18 protein-coding genes are annotated in these 14,080 nt (G+C 66.2%); 7 read left to right on the top strand and 11 right to left on the bottom strand.

From position 1 onward, the window contains the following. Positions 1-13: 13 nt before the first annotated feature. A complete protein-coding gene (gene lexA / locus ACNQS7_RS07820) occupies positions 14-748 on the bottom strand; it encodes a transcriptional repressor LexA (RefSeq protein ID WP_418012116.1) in 735 nt (244 codons plus the stop codon). A gap of 293 nt (positions 749-1,041) precedes the next feature. Here lexA and ACNQS7_RS07815 point away from each other — a divergent pair, with 293 nt between their 5' ends. From ACNQS7_RS07815 to ACNQS7_RS07805, 3 genes are all read left to right on the top strand, one after another. Continuing rightward, complete coding sequence (locus tag ACNQS7_RS07815) at positions 1,042-1,548, top strand: LysM peptidoglycan-binding domain-containing protein (RefSeq protein WP_418012115.1); 507 nt, start codon at positions 1,042-1,044, stop codon at positions 1,546-1,548. Positions 1,549-1,710: 162 nt separating this feature from the next. Beyond that, on the top strand, positions 1,711-2,172 hold the full coding sequence (nrdR, locus tag ACNQS7_RS07810) for a transcriptional regulator NrdR (RefSeq protein ID WP_065048736.1): 462 nt from the start codon (positions 1,711-1,713) through the stop codon (positions 2,170-2,172). A 10-nt stretch (positions 2,173-2,182) separates the two neighbouring features. Then, positions 2,183-2,668 (top strand): peroxynitrite isomerase, encoded by a 486-nt coding sequence (locus tag ACNQS7_RS07805; protein ID WP_418012114.1) that lies wholly within the window; start codon positions 2,183-2,185, stop codon positions 2,666-2,668. Between the two features lie 3 nt (positions 2,669-2,671). Here the strand turns inward: ACNQS7_RS07805 and ACNQS7_RS07800 are convergent, their stop codons facing one another. Genes ACNQS7_RS07800 through ACNQS7_RS07790 form a run of 3 tightly spaced genes read right to left on the bottom strand, consistent with a single transcriptional unit; the run spans position 2,672 to position 5,443 of the window. Further along, positions 2,672-3,358, bottom strand: coding sequence for a PhzF family phenazine biosynthesis protein (locus ACNQS7_RS07800; protein ID WP_418012113.1), 687 nt, complete (start codon positions 3,356-3,358; stop codon positions 2,672-2,674). Between the two features lie 34 nt (positions 3,359-3,392). Next, positions 3,393-4,418 (bottom strand): alpha/beta hydrolase, encoded by a 1,026-nt coding sequence (locus ACNQS7_RS07795; RefSeq protein ID WP_310785753.1) that lies wholly within the window; start codon positions 4,416-4,418, stop codon positions 3,393-3,395. A 44-nt stretch (positions 4,419-4,462) separates the two neighbouring features. Then, a complete protein-coding gene (locus tag ACNQS7_RS07790; RefSeq protein ID WP_418012112.1) occupies positions 4,463-5,443 on the bottom strand; it encodes a proteasome assembly chaperone family protein in 981 nt (326 codons plus the stop codon). Positions 5,444-5,622: 179 nt separating this feature from the next. On the opposite strand from ACNQS7_RS07790, the gene ACNQS7_RS07785 reads away from it, so the two are divergent. Then, the gene (locus ACNQS7_RS07785) at positions 5,623-6,429 is read left to right on the top strand and encodes a trypsin-like serine peptidase (protein WP_418012111.1); all 807 of its coding nucleotides are present in this window, start codon (positions 5,623-5,625) and stop codon (positions 6,427-6,429) included. 231 nt (positions 6,430-6,660) lie between these two features. On the opposite strand, the gene sthA is transcribed toward ACNQS7_RS07785, so the two are convergent. Then, complete coding sequence (gene sthA, locus ACNQS7_RS07780; protein WP_418015925.1) at positions 6,661-8,067, bottom strand: Si-specific NAD(P)(+) transhydrogenase; 1,407 nt, start codon at positions 8,065-8,067, stop codon at positions 6,661-6,663. Positions 8,068-8,179: 112 nt separating this feature from the next. Here sthA and ACNQS7_RS07775 point away from each other — a divergent pair, with 112 nt between their 5' ends. Continuing rightward, positions 8,180-9,235, top strand: a complete 1,056-nt coding sequence (locus tag ACNQS7_RS07775; RefSeq protein ID WP_418012110.1) for a DUF4192 domain-containing protein — start codon at positions 8,180-8,182, stop codon at positions 9,233-9,235. A gap of 10 nt (positions 9,236-9,245) precedes the next feature. Here ACNQS7_RS07775 and ACNQS7_RS07770 read toward each other — a convergent pair whose 3' ends face one another. The 3 genes from ACNQS7_RS07770 to ACNQS7_RS07760 form a co-directional block, all read right to left on the bottom strand. Then, a complete protein-coding gene (locus ACNQS7_RS07770; RefSeq protein WP_055578414.1) occupies positions 9,246-9,938 on the bottom strand; it encodes a metal-dependent transcriptional regulator in 693 nt (230 codons plus the stop codon). A 147-nt stretch (positions 9,939-10,085) separates the two neighbouring features. After that, positions 10,086-11,057, bottom strand: coding sequence for a sigma-70 family RNA polymerase sigma factor SigB (gene sigB, locus ACNQS7_RS07765; protein WP_055578415.1), 972 nt, complete (start codon positions 11,055-11,057; stop codon positions 10,086-10,088). A 148-nt stretch (positions 11,058-11,205) separates the two neighbouring features. Continuing rightward, complete coding sequence (locus ACNQS7_RS07760; RefSeq protein ID WP_055578416.1) at positions 11,206-11,613, bottom strand: DUF3099 domain-containing protein; 408 nt, start codon at positions 11,611-11,613, stop codon at positions 11,206-11,208. Positions 11,614-11,689: 76 nt separating this feature from the next. Between ACNQS7_RS07760 and ACNQS7_RS07755 the strand changes: the two genes are divergently transcribed. Beyond that, the gene (locus ACNQS7_RS07755) at positions 11,690-11,929 is read left to right on the top strand and encodes a DUF3039 domain-containing protein (protein ID WP_055578417.1); all 240 of its coding nucleotides are present in this window, start codon (positions 11,690-11,692) and stop codon (positions 11,927-11,929) included. Here the strand turns inward: ACNQS7_RS07755 and ACNQS7_RS07750 are convergent, their stop codons facing one another. Together ACNQS7_RS07750 and ACNQS7_RS07745 are read right to left on the bottom strand one after the other, a co-directional pair. Then, the gene (locus tag ACNQS7_RS07750) at positions 11,930-12,925 is read right to left on the bottom strand and encodes a YihY/virulence factor BrkB family protein (protein ID WP_055578418.1); all 996 of its coding nucleotides are present in this window, start codon (positions 12,923-12,925) and stop codon (positions 11,930-11,932) included. Positions 12,926-12,990: 65 nt separating this feature from the next. Further along, positions 12,991-13,176, bottom strand: a complete 186-nt coding sequence (locus tag ACNQS7_RS07745; RefSeq protein WP_055578419.1) for a DUF7455 domain-containing protein — start codon at positions 13,174-13,176, stop codon at positions 12,991-12,993. A 126-nt stretch (positions 13,177-13,302) separates the two neighbouring features. Between ACNQS7_RS07745 and ACNQS7_RS07740 the strand changes: the two genes are divergently transcribed. Beyond that, on the top strand, positions 13,303-13,683 hold the full coding sequence (locus tag ACNQS7_RS07740) for a DUF952 domain-containing protein (protein ID WP_418012109.1): 381 nt from the start codon (positions 13,303-13,305) through the stop codon (positions 13,681-13,683). Here the strand turns inward: ACNQS7_RS07740 and ACNQS7_RS07735 are convergent. Continuing rightward, positions 13,668-14,039, bottom strand: a complete 372-nt coding sequence (locus ACNQS7_RS07735) for a RidA family protein (RefSeq protein ID WP_418012108.1) — start codon at positions 14,037-14,039, stop codon at positions 13,668-13,670. The two genes, ACNQS7_RS07740 and ACNQS7_RS07735, sit on opposite strands and share 16 nt — an antisense overlap. Between the last annotated feature and the right edge of the window lie 41 nt (positions 14,040-14,080).

Genomic DNA, 14,080 nt, shown 5'->3' with positions numbered 1-14,080 from the left:
CAGCGCTTCGGCGCTACACCTTGCGGATGACGGTGACGACCTTGCCGAGCACGGTCGCGTCGTTTCCGGGAATCGGATCGAAGGCCGGATTGTGGGGCATCAGCCAGACCTGACCGCCCGCCCGCTTGAACGTCTTCACGGTGGCCTCACCGTCGATCATGGCCGCCACGATGTCGCCGTTGTCGGCGACGTTCTGTTGGCGCACCACGACCCAGTCGCCGTCGCAGATGGCGGCTTCCACCATCGAGTCGCCGACGACTTTGAGCAGGAACAGCGTCCCTTCGCCGACCAGCTCTCGCGGTAGCGGAAAGACGTCTTCGACCGCCTCTTCGGCCAGTATCGGTCCGCCGGCGGCTATCCGGCCCAGCACGGGTACGTACGTAGGTTCCGGCAACGCGTCCGACCCGGCCACGTCGGTGCTGGGAGGTGTCACGGCGTCATCAGCCGCGCGGACGTCGACGGCCCGCGGCCGATTGGCATCCCGCCGCAGATAACCTTTGCGCTCCAGCGTGCGCAACTGGTGGGCCACCGAGGACGTCGACGTCAGGCCGACCGCGTCACCGATCTCGCGGATGCTGGGTGGATAGCCGCGGGTGGTGACCGAAGCGCGGATGACTTCGAGGATGGTGCGCTGCCGCTCGGTCAGCGCGGCATCGACGGCGTGCAACCGGCCGTCAGCGGCGGCTCGTTCGGATGCGCTAGCGGAACCGGCTCGATCAGCTACTGGGGGGTCGTTGCTGTCGCTCATGCCACTGAATGTAACCGCACCCGACCGAAGAATCAAACATGTGTTCGAGCAGCGTGTCGGAGCGGTCGGCCCAGCCTTCCTAGCGGCCCGGATCAGCGGAATCACAAGTGTGTAACTTTCGGATGGATCGGGTATCCGAAATTCATCCAGCTGGTTGCACCGACAAAACCTTGTCGGTGGTGAGGTCTACCGTTTTGCTCGTGCGACACGCCTCGCTCAGATGTTCGATATCGAACATGTGAGCGACTAGGGTCGAACACACGAGCGATATTTAGTCGACCGGAGGCAACGACATGACGATCAGCTACGCGGGCCCGCAGCGCACCTGGAACGCGCAGAGGCTGGTGAACAGGCCTGCCAACAGGCCGTTCGACGAGTCGCCTACATATCGCGGCGGGCAGATCCGGTCAAACCGGCCCGGCCCCACCCGTCCGGCCGGCGCGCCCATGCACTACCGCGGCACCGGCGTGGCGATGTCGACGGCGTCGCACCGGCGGCGTCCGGTCTCGGTGCTGACGACGATGGGGCTGGCGCTGCTCGCCGGCATCATCACGCTGTGGCTGGGCTTGATGGCCAATTTCGGGAGTGTGCTGAACGACGAACCGGCCGGCGCGTCGGCGCAGGTACCGGCTGCACTCGCCGTGGTGCGCGTGGAGCCCGGTGAGTCGCTGCAGCAACTGGCCACCCGGGTCGCGCCCGGCGCCCCGGTGCGCGAGGTGGTGGAACGGATCCGCAATCTCAACGCGCTGGACTCCAACGCAGTCGCCGCCGGCCAGACGTTGATCGCCCCGATCGGGTGAACCCGCGGGGAGCGGGACGAATTGCGCTCTGCGCCAACCTTGCTCGGTCGTCTCCACCTGCTGCTGGACTGATCGTGCCAGCGGTGGCCACGCCGGTGGCGCACAGGTACTCTCGGGGTGGTTCTGCGGTACCCCGAAGTCAGGCGCGGCAAAGGAGCGGCTATGCACTGCCCGTTCTGCCGGCACCCCGACTCGCGAGTGATCGATTCCCGGGAGACCGATGAAGGCCAGGCGATCCGCCGGCGCCGCTCGTGTCCCGAGTGCGGGCGCAGGTTCACCACCGTTGAGACCGCGGTGCTCGCCGTCGTCAAGCGCAGCGGCGTTACCGAACCCTTCAGCCGGGAAAAGGTGATCAGCGGCGTGCGCCGGGCCTGCCAGGGCCGCCAGGTAGACGACGATGCGCTGAACCTGTTGGCCCAGCAGGTCGAAGATTCGGTGCGGGCCGCAGGTCCGGAGGTGCCCAGTAACGAGGTCGGTCTTGCCATCCTGGGACCGCTGCGCGACCTCGACGAGGTGGCGTACCTGCGCTTTGCGTCGGTTTACCGGTCCTTCTCGTCGGCCGACGACTTCGAGCGGGAGATCGAGGCCCTGCGTGCCCATCGCAACGTGTCGACTCCGGGCTGAGGCTCGATAGATGCCCGTCGAACTCCACCCCGATCTCGCAGCGCTGGAGCCCCTGCTGGGCACCTGGACAGGACGGGGTGCTGGCGAGTACCCCACGATCGAACCTTTCGACTACCTCGAAGAGGTGGTTTTCACGCACGTGGGCAAACCGTTTCTGGTCTACGGGCAGAAGACTAAAGCTCCCGCCGACGGCAAACCCCTGCACGCCGAGACCGGCTACCTGCGGGTACCGCAGCAGGGAAGGGTCGAACTGGTCCTCGCTCACCCGAGCGGCATCACCGAGATCGAAGTCGGTTCCTACTCAGTGGCCGGTGACGTCATCGAGATCGAGCTGGCAACCATCGACATCGGGCTCACGCCGACCGCCAAAGAGGTGACCGCCCTGAGCCGTTCCTTCCGCATCGACGGCGATCAACTGTCCTACTCCCTGCGGATGGGCGCCGTTGGCCAGCCCGAGCAGCACCATTTGGCCGCAGTGCTGCACCGGCAGAGCTGAGCGTCAGTTCACCTGCCGCACACCGTCATCGGCGACGCGACCGCCGACTTTCGCCCATCCCTCCGCGCTCCACGTCGTCGTGATCAGCGACCCACGGCCCTGCGTAATCACCAGGTCCCGACTGAGGTATTCGGTGATCCGCACCGCCGCGGAGCCGGTCGCCTCGTCTTCGGTCACACCGAGGTTCGACGCGAACATCCGGCTGCGCACCGACCCGGTCTCTCGATCCGTCCACGCCCACAGATAGTGCGCGACGTCGTCGGGGAAATCGGCGGGATCGGCCTGCAGCACCGCATCCGGTGAATCGAAATCGTGGATGGCGAATTCCGGCGCCCATTCCGCGGGCGCGCTGATCTCGGTGAACTCGCCGGAGTAACTTACCCGCACCAACCCGGCGGGCAGGTGCAGCGTGTTGATCGGCGTTCCACGTCGCCGCAACCACCACGACGCCCCGACGCACGGGTGGCCGGCGAAGGGCAGTTCGGTGCGGGGGGTGTAGATGGTCGCGCGCGCGGTCGTTGCCCCCTGGGCGGGGAGTTCAACGAAAATCGTCTCGCTGTAACCCAATTCGTGGGCGAGTTGCTGGCGGTCACCCGGGTTGACCAGGCTGGCGTCGACCACACCCAGCGGGTTGCCGAAGTTTCCGTCCGGGTCGGTGAATACCCGCAGCACGGTGACGTCGATGCTCATGGCCCGACCCTACGGGTCGATACGAGCACATCGATCAGGTGGCGCTGCGCTCGTCGGCTCCCATGGCATTGAGGACGGCGACGCGGGTGTCCGTCGGCCCGGACACAGTGCGGGCACCGCCGCCGCTGCGCAACAACTCGCGCAGGGCTGCCTGATCGTATTCGGGTGGCTCGGTGGTGTCGATGAACCGGTGCACGATGTCAAGGAATCGGGCGGGGTCGTCGTGGAAGGGGAAATGGGCGGAATTCTCGAAGATCTCGAGCCGGGACCCGGGCATTGCCGCGTGCGCCATATGGGCGTGCCGAACCGGGATCACCGAGTCTTTCTCACCCCAGATGATCTGAACCGGGATGGCCTCGGTCAAATAACACCGGTCCAGCATCGTGACGATCTGACCGCGCCAGTCCACCACGGCCCGCAGCGTGCGGGTGAACGCCGAGGACGCCGTCGGCTCGGGCAGGTCGTTGAGGATCCGCAGCATATTGGGCAGATCGCGGCCGATGGCCGTGGAACCGAGCGCGAGTCCCGCCAACTGGCCCAGTACCTGCACCGCGGGCAGCACCATCGGCAGTCGCAGCAGCGCCAGCGCCTCGGCCCCCATCGGCAGCGAGGCGAACCGCAATGCGATGTTGACGTCCTTGGTGACACCGCCGGCGCCCACCAGGATCAGCCGGTCGACCAAATGCGGGAACTGGTAAGCGAATTGCATCGCAACGCCGCCACCGAGGGAATGACCGACGATCGTCACCCGTTCGATGTCCAGCACGCTGAGCAGGTCCCGCATGCCGTTGGCGTAGGCCGCGGTGGAGTAGTCGGCGCGCGGCTTGTCGGATTTGCCGTGGCCCAGCAGGTCCGGGGCGATGACGGTGAATCGCTGGGCGAGCTTGGCGTGCACACCGGTCCAAGTGGTCGAGTTGTCGCCGATGCCGTGGATCAGCAGGATCGCCGGACCGGAACCCGCGATCCGGAACGCCCGCTTGTAGCCGTGGATGGTGCGGAACTGCAGTGACGGGGATGTCACTTCTCGCACCGGGCGGAGAGTACGCGTCCGCTCGGTCATGTCGGCAACCTCGTTGTCGGGCCGGGTAGGCGTGTCGGAAGCGGTTACTTCGCGTTGTCGTCGTCGTCGAATTTCTTCTCAGCCTGTTGAGCCAGGAACCGCTCGAACTCGGCGCCCAACTCATCGCCGCTAGGCAGGTCCTCGTCGTTCGTCAGTAAGGATCTGTTCTCCTGAGCGTCAATGAACGCATCGTACTGGCGCTCGAGTGCGGCCACCACTTGAGCGACTTCCGCGCTCGCCTGCACCTGTTCGTCGATCTTGGCCCGAATCTCGGTGGCCGCCTCGGTGAGTGCCGTCAGCGGCAACTCCAGCGAACCGGTCTTGCCCACCTGCTCGAGTAACGCCTGGGCCGCGGCCGGGTAGTCGGTCTGCGTCAGGTAGTGCGGGACGTGCACCGTGAACCCGACGACCTCGTGCCCGTGCTGTGCCATGCGGTATTCCAGCAGATTGGATGCACTACCGGGAACCTGGATCTCGGAGATCCACGGCTGGAAGTCCGCGATCAGGTCGGCGTTGTTGGAGTGTGCGGTCATCGTGACGGGACGGGTGTGGGGAACGGCCATCGGGACCGTGCCGAGTCCGATCGTCTGGCGCACCCCGAGCCGTTCGGCGAGCAGTCGCACCGCGGTGATGAACCGCTCCCACTTCAAGTCCGGCTCCATGCCGGCCAGCAACAGAAACGGCGTGCCGATGGTGTCGCGCAGCGCGTACAGACTCAACTCCGGGTCGTCGTAATTGGTGAAGTGGTCGGTCTTGAACGTCATCAACGGTCGCCGCGAGCGGTAGTCCAGTAGTTCGTCGATGGCGAACGACGCGACCAGTTCGGTGTCCAGCGCCGCCCGCAAGTGCCGGGAAGCCAGCCGGATAGCGTGACCGGCGTCAGAGAAGCCCTCCAGGGCGTGTATCAACACCGGACCGCGGCCGTCGGACGTCGACAACACAGGGGCCGGGAACTCCAGCTCATACATGCCGGGTTGTCCTGGCTGGTACTCCTGCGCCTCTTCGGGGTCGTAGTGGTCGGACATCGGTGCTGCCTCCTCTCGGGGTCTCGCAAGATCTCTCCAGGGTGCCCTGTCCAGTGTCCCTCAATCGATGCGGCTCTTCATTATCGATGACCCGGGCCTTTTGCTGCCCCACTTATCAACGCACGGGGCGTAGTTTCTATTCGCTTGCCAGGGCCCGCTGTCAGGCATGATGTATCTCGATGCGCACTGTCGCGGCGGTTCTGTGCCTGCCGGTAAGCCTGGCGGTGTTAGTTACGTCATGCGCCCGGCCTGCTCATCAGGCCTCCGTCACCGGTAGCCCGGCGCCGAAGCCGGAAAGTTCGGTGCAGCGCCTCAGCGAACCCGGCAGCGCGGTACCGGATCCGCGGGTGGGCGCGATATTTCGCGGCGTTTCCCGGGAGGGCGGCAACCTGCACGTCTGCACCGGGTCCGTGGTGCATTCCGCGGGCGGTGACCTGGTGCTGACCGCCGCGCACTGTCTGCTTGGGGAGATGGACGCCACCTTCGTTCCCGGTTTTGCCGGCGAGGCGACGACCACCGACACCTTCACCGTCGACGAGGTCTTCTTCGACGCTCGCTGGATCGCCAGCCGGGATCCGCACGCGGATTACGCGATCGCCAAGGTCAGCGGCACCGGATCGGTGGAGCGGCGGGCCGGCGCAGCCCTGTCGCTGGGCACCGCGCCGGCGGCAGGCAGCCGGGTGAGTGTGACGGGGTACCCCGCCGGCGTCGGCGGCCGGCCCGTTGCCTGCGAAGGCACCACCGGCGTCACCGATGGCGGGTTTCCGTCCGTGCCGTGCAAAGGACTCGTCGACGGAACCAGTGGCGCGCCCTGGATCAGCGGGTCGACGGTCGTCGGAGTGGTCGGTGGATTCGAAGGCGGCGGGTGTACTGAAAGTGTCTCGTATTCAGCGCCTTTCGACGAGAACACCAGGCAACTGTTGGCCCGTGCCGAAGCCGGCGGTCCCGGTGACAGCCCGCCGGCCGATTACGACGACACCTGCTGACGCCACGCGAGCCGAAACGGTGGCGACCCGCGGCGCCCGGCTGCGCCGTGCTTGCGATCGCCACTGTCAATACTGGTGGCGACCCGCAGCGCCCGGCTGCGCCGCGCTCGCGATCGCCACTGTCAATACTGGTGGCGACCCGCAGCGCCCGGCTGCGCCGCGCTTGCGATCGCCACTGTCAATACTGGTGGCGACCCGCAGCGCCCGGCTGCGCCGCGCTCGCGATCGCCACTAGCGCCGGAACTGGTGCAGCGCGCGCATCTTGTTGGTCACGTCCAGCGCGGCGACCTTGTAGGCCTCCGAGAACGTCGGGTAGTTGAACACCGCATCCACCAGGTAGTCGACGGTGCCTCCGCAGCCCATGACGGCCTGCCCGATGTGCACCATCTCGGTGGCGCTGGTACCGAAGATGTGGGCACCCAGCAGCGTGCGGTCGGTGGTGGACACCAGTAGCTTGAGCATGCCGTAGGAGTCGCCGGCGATCTGGCCGCGGGCCAGTTCCCGGTACCGGCACACGCCCACCTCGTAGGGAACCGAGTCCTTGGTCAGCTCAACCTCGGTCTTGCCGACATAGGACACCTCGGGAATCGAGTAGATCCCGATTGGCTGCAGTTCGGTGATGCCGTCGGTCGGCTCGCCGAAGGCGTAGTAGGCAGCCAGCCGGCCCTGGTCCATCGAGGTCGCGGCCAGCGCCGGGAATCCGATGACGTCCCCGACGGCGTAGATGTGTTCGACCTTGGTACGGAACTGGTCGTCGACGAAAATCCTTCCGCGATGGTCGCTTTCGAGGCCGGCCTGCTCCAGGCCCAGATGCTCGGTCTGGCCTTCGCGGCCCGCCGAGTACATCACCGTCTCCGCGGGGATCTGCTTACCGCTGCCCAGGGTGGTGACGGTCCCTGACGAGCCGACATCGACGGCGGTGACTTCCTCGCCGAACCGGAACGTCACTGCCAGGTCGCGCAGGTGGAACTTCAGCGCCTCGACGATCTCCGGGTCGCAGAAGTCGAGCATGGTGTCCCGCTTCTCTACGACGGTGACCTTCGTGCCGAGCGCGGCGAACATCGACGCGTACTCGATGCCGATCACGCCCGCGCCGACGACGACCATCGACGCCGGTAGCGACCGCAGGTCCAGGATGCCGTCGGAGTCCAGTACCCGGTGCTCGTCGAACTCGACTCCGGATGGCCGTGCGGGTTTGGTTCCCGTGGCGATGACGATGTAGTCACCGCTGACCGTCACGCGCTCGCCCTGGGCGTCTTCCTCCACCAGGACGGTGTGGGGGTCGATGAATCGGCCGTGCCCGAGCACCAGGTCGATGCGGTTTCTCATCAGTTGCGAGCGAACGACATCGACTTGCTTGCTGATCACGTGCTGGGTCCGTGCCAGCAGGTCGGCGGGGGTGATCTTGTCTTTCACCCGGTAGCTGGCGCCGTAGAGTTCGCGCTGGCTCATTCCGGTCAGGTAGACGACCGCCTCGCGCAGCGTTTTCGACGGGATGGTGCCGGTGTTGACGCACACTCCGCCGACCATCCGGCCACGCTCGACGATGGCGACCGACTTGCCCAATTTGGCCGCTGCGATGGCGGCCTTCTGGCCGCCGGGCCCGGATCCGATAACGACCAGGTCGTACTCGCGCATCGAAGTCATGTGTAGACGATAAAGCCCACAGTCGCGACTTTCTCCACAAGCGGGCGGCTGAATCACGTTGCGCGAGCACACAGTGACGGTGGGTGTCGTCACCGTGGACGCCATGACGACGCATGGACCTGGTTTTGAACTGAAAAGCCCCGGCAGGCTGATCGCGGCGCTACCGGCGATCCTCGGCTTTGTACCGGAGAAATCGCTGGTGCTGGTGACTTTCGAGGGCCGGGCCCTCGGGGCGGTGGTGCGGGCCGACTTGTCCGACGAACTGCTCGACCGGGTGGACGACCTGGTCAAGGTCGCTGCAGCGGCAGATCCGGACAGGGTGATCGCGGTCATCGTCGACGCCGAGGGTGCGGCGTGTCCGGGATGCAACGAGGAGCACCGTCAGTTGTGCGAAGCGCTCACCGATGCTCTCTCGGAGTACGGCATCGAGCACTACGCGGCGCATGTGGTGGATCACATCGTCGCGGGCGGCCGCTGGCACTGCGTCGACGGTTGCGGCGCAGGCGGCGAGATCGACGATCCCTCGGCGTCACCGGTTGCTGCGGCGGCGGTTCTGGAAGGCCGCCGCCTCTATTCACGACGTGCCGATCTGCAGGCGGTGATCGCGCTGGACCCGCTGCGCAGCGCGGCACTGACGCCGGTGGTGGAACGGGCCGCGAGCGCCCGCGAGATCGAGCACCACGCAGACCCCGCCGGCTGCAGCCGCCGCGATGTGGAGAACGCGATGGCGGCGGCTGCGCGGGTCGACGACGGGGAATCGCTGTCCGACGCTGAGTTGGCCGAGGTGGGTTGCGCGCTGACCGATGTCCAGGTGCGTGACACGTTGTACGCGCTCGCGGTGGGGGAGGACGCGGATGCGGCGGAGTCGCTGTGGGTCTTGCTGGCTCGCCTGCTGCCGCAGCCGTGGCGGGTGGAGGCGTTGGTGTTGCTGGCGTTCAGCGCCTATGTGCGCGGCGATGGACCGCTGGCAGGTCTGTCGCTGGACGCGGCGCTGCGCTGCGACCCGGGTCATCGGATGGCAGGGATGCTGGATCAGGCGTTGCAATCAGGCTTGCGGCCCACGGACATTCGGCGGCTGGGCGGTACGGGCTATCGGCTGGCCGAGCAACTCGGCGTGCGATTGCCGCCGCGGCAGACCTTCGGCCAACGCGCGGGCTGACCGGACGGGGTCAGACCTTCTCGACCTTGACCGCGTGCGCCATCTCGTGCGGCAGGGTGACGTTCTCGTGACCGGGAATGAGGATGGTTACCCCGCCGCTCTGGCCGTTTTCGACGGTGACGCGGGCATTCGGCACCACGCCGGCGTCCTTGAGGCGGGCGATCAGGTCGATGTCGCCCTGCACGTGCTCGGTGAGCTGGCGGACCACGACGGCAACCGGTGATCCGGGCGGGAGTTCGGTCAACCGCACCAGGCTGACGTCGTCGGCGCCGGAGTCCGGGCCGACACCGAGGTCCAGTAGTCCGGGAATCGGGTTGCCGAACGGGGACGTCGTCGGGTTGTTGAGCACCTTGACCAGCCGGCGCTCCACGTCCTCGCTCATCACGTGCTCCCACCGGCATGCCTCGGCGTGCACTTCCTCCCAGGGCAATCCGATGACGTCGACCAGGAGGCGCTCAGCGAGGCGGTGCTTGCGCATCACCGAGATGGCCAGCGCCCGGCCCTTGTCCGTGAGTTCGAGATGCCGGTCGCCCGCGACGCGGAGCAACCCGTCGCGTTCCATCCGGGAGACGGTCTGGCTGACGGTCGGCCCGCTCTGCTCGAGCCGTTCGGCGATGCGGGCGCGCAGCGGCGTTACGCCCTCTTCCTCGAGGTCGTAGATCGTCCGTAGGTACATCTCGGTGGTATCGACCAGGTCGTTCATTCAGCATCCTCCGTTGCCGCCGAGTCTACTTCGCCAGCCGCGCCAGTGGTTTGTCCGAAACGCCCCACCGCAGCAGTATGCCCGCCGCGCATGCGCGGCGGGCACACCGTCTCGTACCAAGCTTGCCAAATGGGCTTGGGCGACGCCTCAGCTGGCGTACGACCGCAGGCGGTCGGCCCGCTCGCCGTGGCGCAACTTGCACATCACGTCACGCTCGATCTGGCGAACCCGCTCGCGCGACAGGCCGAACAGCTTGCCGATCTGGTCCAGGGTGCGCGGCTGGCCGTCATCCAGACCGAAACGCAGCCGGATCACCTGATGCTCGCGTTCGTCGAGCGTGGCGAGCACGCTGCGGATGTCGGTGTGCAGCAGTTCGGCGATCACCGCGTTCTCCGCGGACATGGCTTCGGCGTCCTCGATGAAGTCACCCAACGGGGCCTCCTCCTCGGAGCCGACCGGCATGTCCAGGCTCACCGGGTCGCGGCTGTGCTCGAGCAAGTCGTTGATCTTCTCGATCGGGATACCGGATTCCTCGGCCAGCTCCTCGTCAGTGGCTTCGCGGCCCAGATTCTGGTGCATCTCCCGCTTGATCCGCGCGAGCTTGTTGACCTGCTCGACAAGATGGACGGGAAGCCGAATCGTGCGGCTCTGGTCGGCCATGCCGCGGGTGATGGCCTGTCGGATCCACCACGTGGCGTACGTGGAGAACTTGAATCCCTTTGCGTAGTCGAACTTTTCCATCGCCCGGATGAGACCGAGGTTGCCCTCCTGGATCAGGTCGAGCAGCGGCATGCCGCGGCCGGTGTAGCGCTTGGCCAGCGACACCACCAGTCGCAGGTTGGCTTCCAGCAGGTGACGACGGGCGGCCTGACCATCGCGAACCACCGCGGCGAGATCGCGTTTCCGGTTCTCGCCGAGGCGCTTCCGGGTTTCCAGCAGGTGCTCGGCATACAGCCCGGCCTCGATGCGCTTGGCCAACTCGACTTCGTCGGCGGCGTTGAGCAACGCCGTCTTTCCGATGCCGTTCAGATACACGCGCACCAAGTCTGCAGCTGGGCTTTGAGCATCCAGATCGCCGTCGAACCGGCTTGTGGTGGCCCGTGTAGTGAGTTCGGCCATTGCGCCCTCCCGATTGGCTTGTCTTGTCATGTGGTTAACGAGAAGCCCGCCGGTTGAGTTCCCACCCGATCCTCATCTCACACCCCGTGACGTGCACAAATGCGGCGCTGACCTGAGAATGTCCTGAGAAGTGGCGCGAGAGGGACGGTTAGTCGGAACCGTCCGGGTCAATCGTCTGCGGATCAGGCCGCGGTGCGAAGTGCGGGCGCGGCTCCAGCGCCGGGCGCTCGGCGGTCGGGAACAACGGCGTGCGATGCCTGGCGGGCTCGAAGCGCCGTGGCTCGTCGGCACTGCGCGGCGGCCGGTCGTTGGCGATCAGAACGGCGATCCACGGCAACGGTATAGAGGCCGCCACGATCAGCAGCGAGACCAGACCGTTGTGCCACGCGCCGTAGGCGAAAGCGGCCAGCAGCAGTGCCGGTATCCGAAAAGCCATGATGCTCAAGTATTTACGCACCCGCGCGCGATGCTGCACCTCGTAGGACGGTGCGGCAGCAGTGATCAGTACAGGCCGGCCCTCTTGGTCGAAGCCGTCGAACTCTGGGCCCCGCTTCATACATCCACTGTTGCACACTCAGCCGATTCCGGTTTCCCCGGTGTCTGGTGGCAGGCCAGGAGGCAGAATATGAGGGATGGACACCCAGACGATCGAGCGCACCGATACCCGCGAACGCACCGACGACGGGACCGGTAGCGATACGCCGAAGTACTTCCACTACGTCAAGAAGGACAAGATCGCCGAGAGCGCGGTCATGGGCAATCACGTTGTCGCGTTGTGCGGCGAGGTATTTCCCGTCACCAAGGCCGCCAAGCCGGGCTCGCCCGTGTGCCCCGACTGCAAGCAGATCTACGAGCGGCTCAAGAAGGGCTGATCAGGCCTTCGGTTCCACCGGGTCGGCCGGTTCCATCGCCGCGGTGTTGGGCTGCGGTGGCGCCGGGTCCGCCGAGCCCGACAGCGCGGCGGTGCGGCGCAGGACCCAGTTCCGCAGGCGGTGCGCGTGCGTGGCCGGTGCCGGCCATTCCTCTTGGATGGCGGCGTTGAACTCAGCGCCGATCATGATCGAGAAGCCGCCGAAGAACGCGAACAGCAGAAACGCGATCGGCGTGGCCAGTGCACCGTAGGTGTAGCCGGTACTGCCGATCCACCGCAGGTAGAAGCGCAAGCCGAGAGTCGCGACCAGGAACACCACCGAGGCCAGCACGGTGCCCGGTATCAATCTGTGCGTCGGCAGCGGCACTGGCAGCGCCACGCGGTACAGCACGGTCACTCCGGCCATCAAACCGAGGATCAGCGCCGGGTAGTAGCCGTAGTGCAGCAGATTCTGCAGACCTACCGGGATGTGCTCGCTCACTTTGCGCGGGCCCACCACCGCCACCGGCGCCGTGATGACCACGAACGCCAACATCACGATGTACAGGAACAGCGAGAAGAACCGCTGCCGGACCGGATGACGCAACGGCGTCTGATCGTGGGCCTCCACCACGGCGTCGACGAAGGATGAGATAGCCGACGAGCCTGCCCACAACGAGATGAGGAAACCCAGCGAGGCGACCTCGCCGCCGGCAGTGGTGGTGATGTCGCGGATGGACGGCTCGATGATCTCGTTGACGACGTTGGGAGAGAAGAAGTTCCGGGCCGTCGACAGCGTGCTCTTGATGATCGAGGGCAGAGTGTCCGCGCCGAATAGCGGCGCGACCCAGGCCAATGTGCCCAATATGCCCAGCAATAGCGGGGGCGTCGAGAGACAGGTCCAAAAACCGGCTTCCGCTGATTCCGAGAAAATCGAATCGTCCCACGCCTTGGACAGCGTCCTACGGCTTATTTGCCAGACATGGTGGCGGGCGGGTTTCGGGACCTGGTCGCTCATACCCGTCCAGCATTGCCCATCAGACCTCGCACGCGCGACATTGGGCCGGGCGAGTTCTGCGGCAATTACTGGCCGCTGACCTCCAGCACCGCCGCCAGCTCAGCCAGCTTGGCTTCGTGCTTGTTGGCGTGGTGCTGGCAGAAGAGGAGCTCAGCGCCCGAAGGCAGCTTGGCGCGGACCCGGGCGGCGGCACCGCAGCGATCGCAGCGGTCCGCTCGAGTGAGCTCGGGACTGGTCAGAGTTGCGTTCATGGCTCCTCCGTTCTGGCGATAATTTCACTCTGTCAGACGTTCAGAGTTTTCGCCTTGTTCCCTGACCGTTATGAGGTGTGTCGTTTCTCACGAATATTTGCCCACAAATGGGGCAGGGTAATCACCGTGTCGGAAATTGCCGCTGTACTGGTGCGTTTGTGCTCTGAGCGGGAGTGGTCCGGCGCTCAGCACCGGGGTTTCTTCCCGCCCGAGGCCGCCGGCCCGGAGGCCGAGGCGTTCGTCCACCTGTCGACCATCGAGCAGGTTCACCTACCGGCCAATCGGCTCTACCGCGACCGCGGCGACATGATGCTGCTGTATCTCGACGCCGCGGCTCTCGACGCGCCCGTGCGATGGGAGCCGGGAGTGCCGACCGACCCGGAATCGATGCTCTTCCCCCATCTGTATGGCCCACTGCCGGTCCAGGCGGTCATCAAGGCGGTGGCCTACCCGCCGGCGGCTGACGGTAGTTTCCCGGCGCTACGCGGCGCTCAGGGCGCGACGTAAGCGTCGGCCTCGATCTCCACCAGCAGCTCGGGTGCGATCAACGCCGACACCTCGACCATGGTGGCGACCGGACGGACCTGTCCGAACACCTCGGCATGTACGTCGCCCACTTCGCGCCACCGGGAAATGTCGGTCACATAGATGCGGGTGCGAATGACGTCGGCCAGCGTGGCTCCGGCCTCGCCGAGGGCAATTTCGATGCGGCGCAACGCATCCCGGCTCTGCGCAGCCAGGCTGTCGCCGCCGCCGGTAGTGCCGGCCACCGCCACCAACGGGCCGACACGCACCGCTCTGGAATAGCCGACGACCGGTTCGAACCCGGAGTCTGAGGGGATGTTGTGGCGGTTCGCTGACATGGGCGACACAGTACGAGGGCGCGCCGCTTTACCCGTGCGGG

Source organism: Mycobacterium sp. 23, from assembly GCF_048287075.1.
GTDB classification, from domain to species: Bacteria; Actinomycetota; Actinomycetes; order Mycobacteriales; family Mycobacteriaceae; genus Mycobacterium; species Mycobacterium gordonae_B.
Note: the sequence above shows the minus strand (reverse complement) of the source record. Positions and strands in the feature narration are given on the sequence as shown.

Bases quoted from the DNA above. Each gene is read 5' to 3' on its own strand.
- ACNQS7_RS07775 (WP_418012110.1), top strand. From the start codon at position 8,180: ATGACGACGCATGGACCTGGTTTTGAACTGAAAAGCCCCGGCAGGCTG.
- sigB (WP_055578415.1), bottom strand. From the start codon at position 11,057: ATGGCCGAACTCACTACACGGGCCACCACAAGCCGGTTCGACGGCGAT.
- ACNQS7_RS07805 (WP_418012114.1), top strand. From the start codon at position 2,183: ATGCCCGTCGAACTCCACCCCGATCTCGCAGCGCTGGAGCCCCTGCTG.
- ACNQS7_RS07770 (WP_055578414.1), bottom strand. From the start codon at position 9,938: ATGAACGACCTGGTCGATACCACCGAGATGTACCTACGGACGATCTAC.
- lexA (WP_418012116.1), bottom strand. From the start codon at position 748: ATGAGCGACAGCAACGACCCCCCAGTAGCTGATCGAGCCGGTTCCGCT.
- nrdR (WP_065048736.1), top strand. From the start codon at position 1,711: ATGCACTGCCCGTTCTGCCGGCACCCCGACTCGCGAGTGATCGATTCC.
- sthA (WP_418015925.1), bottom strand. From the start codon at position 8,067: ATGCGCGAGTACGACCTGGTCGTTATCGGATCCGGGCCCGGCGGCCAG.
- ACNQS7_RS07745 (WP_055578419.1), bottom strand. From the start codon at position 13,176: ATGAACGCAACTCTGACCAGTCCCGAGCTCACTCGAGCGGACCGCTGC.
- ACNQS7_RS07800 (WP_418012113.1), bottom strand. From the start codon at position 3,358: ATGAGCATCGACGTCACCGTGCTGCGGGTATTCACCGACCCGGACGGA.
- ACNQS7_RS07785 (WP_418012111.1), top strand. From the start codon at position 5,623: ATGCGCACTGTCGCGGCGGTTCTGTGCCTGCCGGTAAGCCTGGCGGTG.
- ACNQS7_RS07795 (WP_310785753.1), bottom strand. From the start codon at position 4,418: ATGACCGAGCGGACGCGTACTCTCCGCCCGGTGCGAGAAGTGACATCC.
- ACNQS7_RS07755 (WP_055578417.1), top strand. From the start codon at position 11,690: ATGGACACCCAGACGATCGAGCGCACCGATACCCGCGAACGCACCGAC.
- ACNQS7_RS07750 (WP_055578418.1), bottom strand. From the start codon at position 12,925: ATGAGCGACCAGGTCCCGAAACCCGCCCGCCACCATGTCTGGCAAATA.
- ACNQS7_RS07815 (WP_418012115.1), top strand. From the start codon at position 1,042: ATGACGATCAGCTACGCGGGCCCGCAGCGCACCTGGAACGCGCAGAGG.
- ACNQS7_RS07760 (WP_055578416.1), bottom strand. From the start codon at position 11,613: ATGAAGCGGGGCCCAGAGTTCGACGGCTTCGACCAAGAGGGCCGGCCT.
- ACNQS7_RS07735 (WP_418012108.1), bottom strand. From the start codon at position 14,039: ATGTCAGCGAACCGCCACAACATCCCCTCAGACTCCGGGTTCGAACCG.
- ACNQS7_RS07790 (WP_418012112.1), bottom strand. From the start codon at position 5,443: ATGTCCGACCACTACGACCCCGAAGAGGCGCAGGAGTACCAGCCAGGA.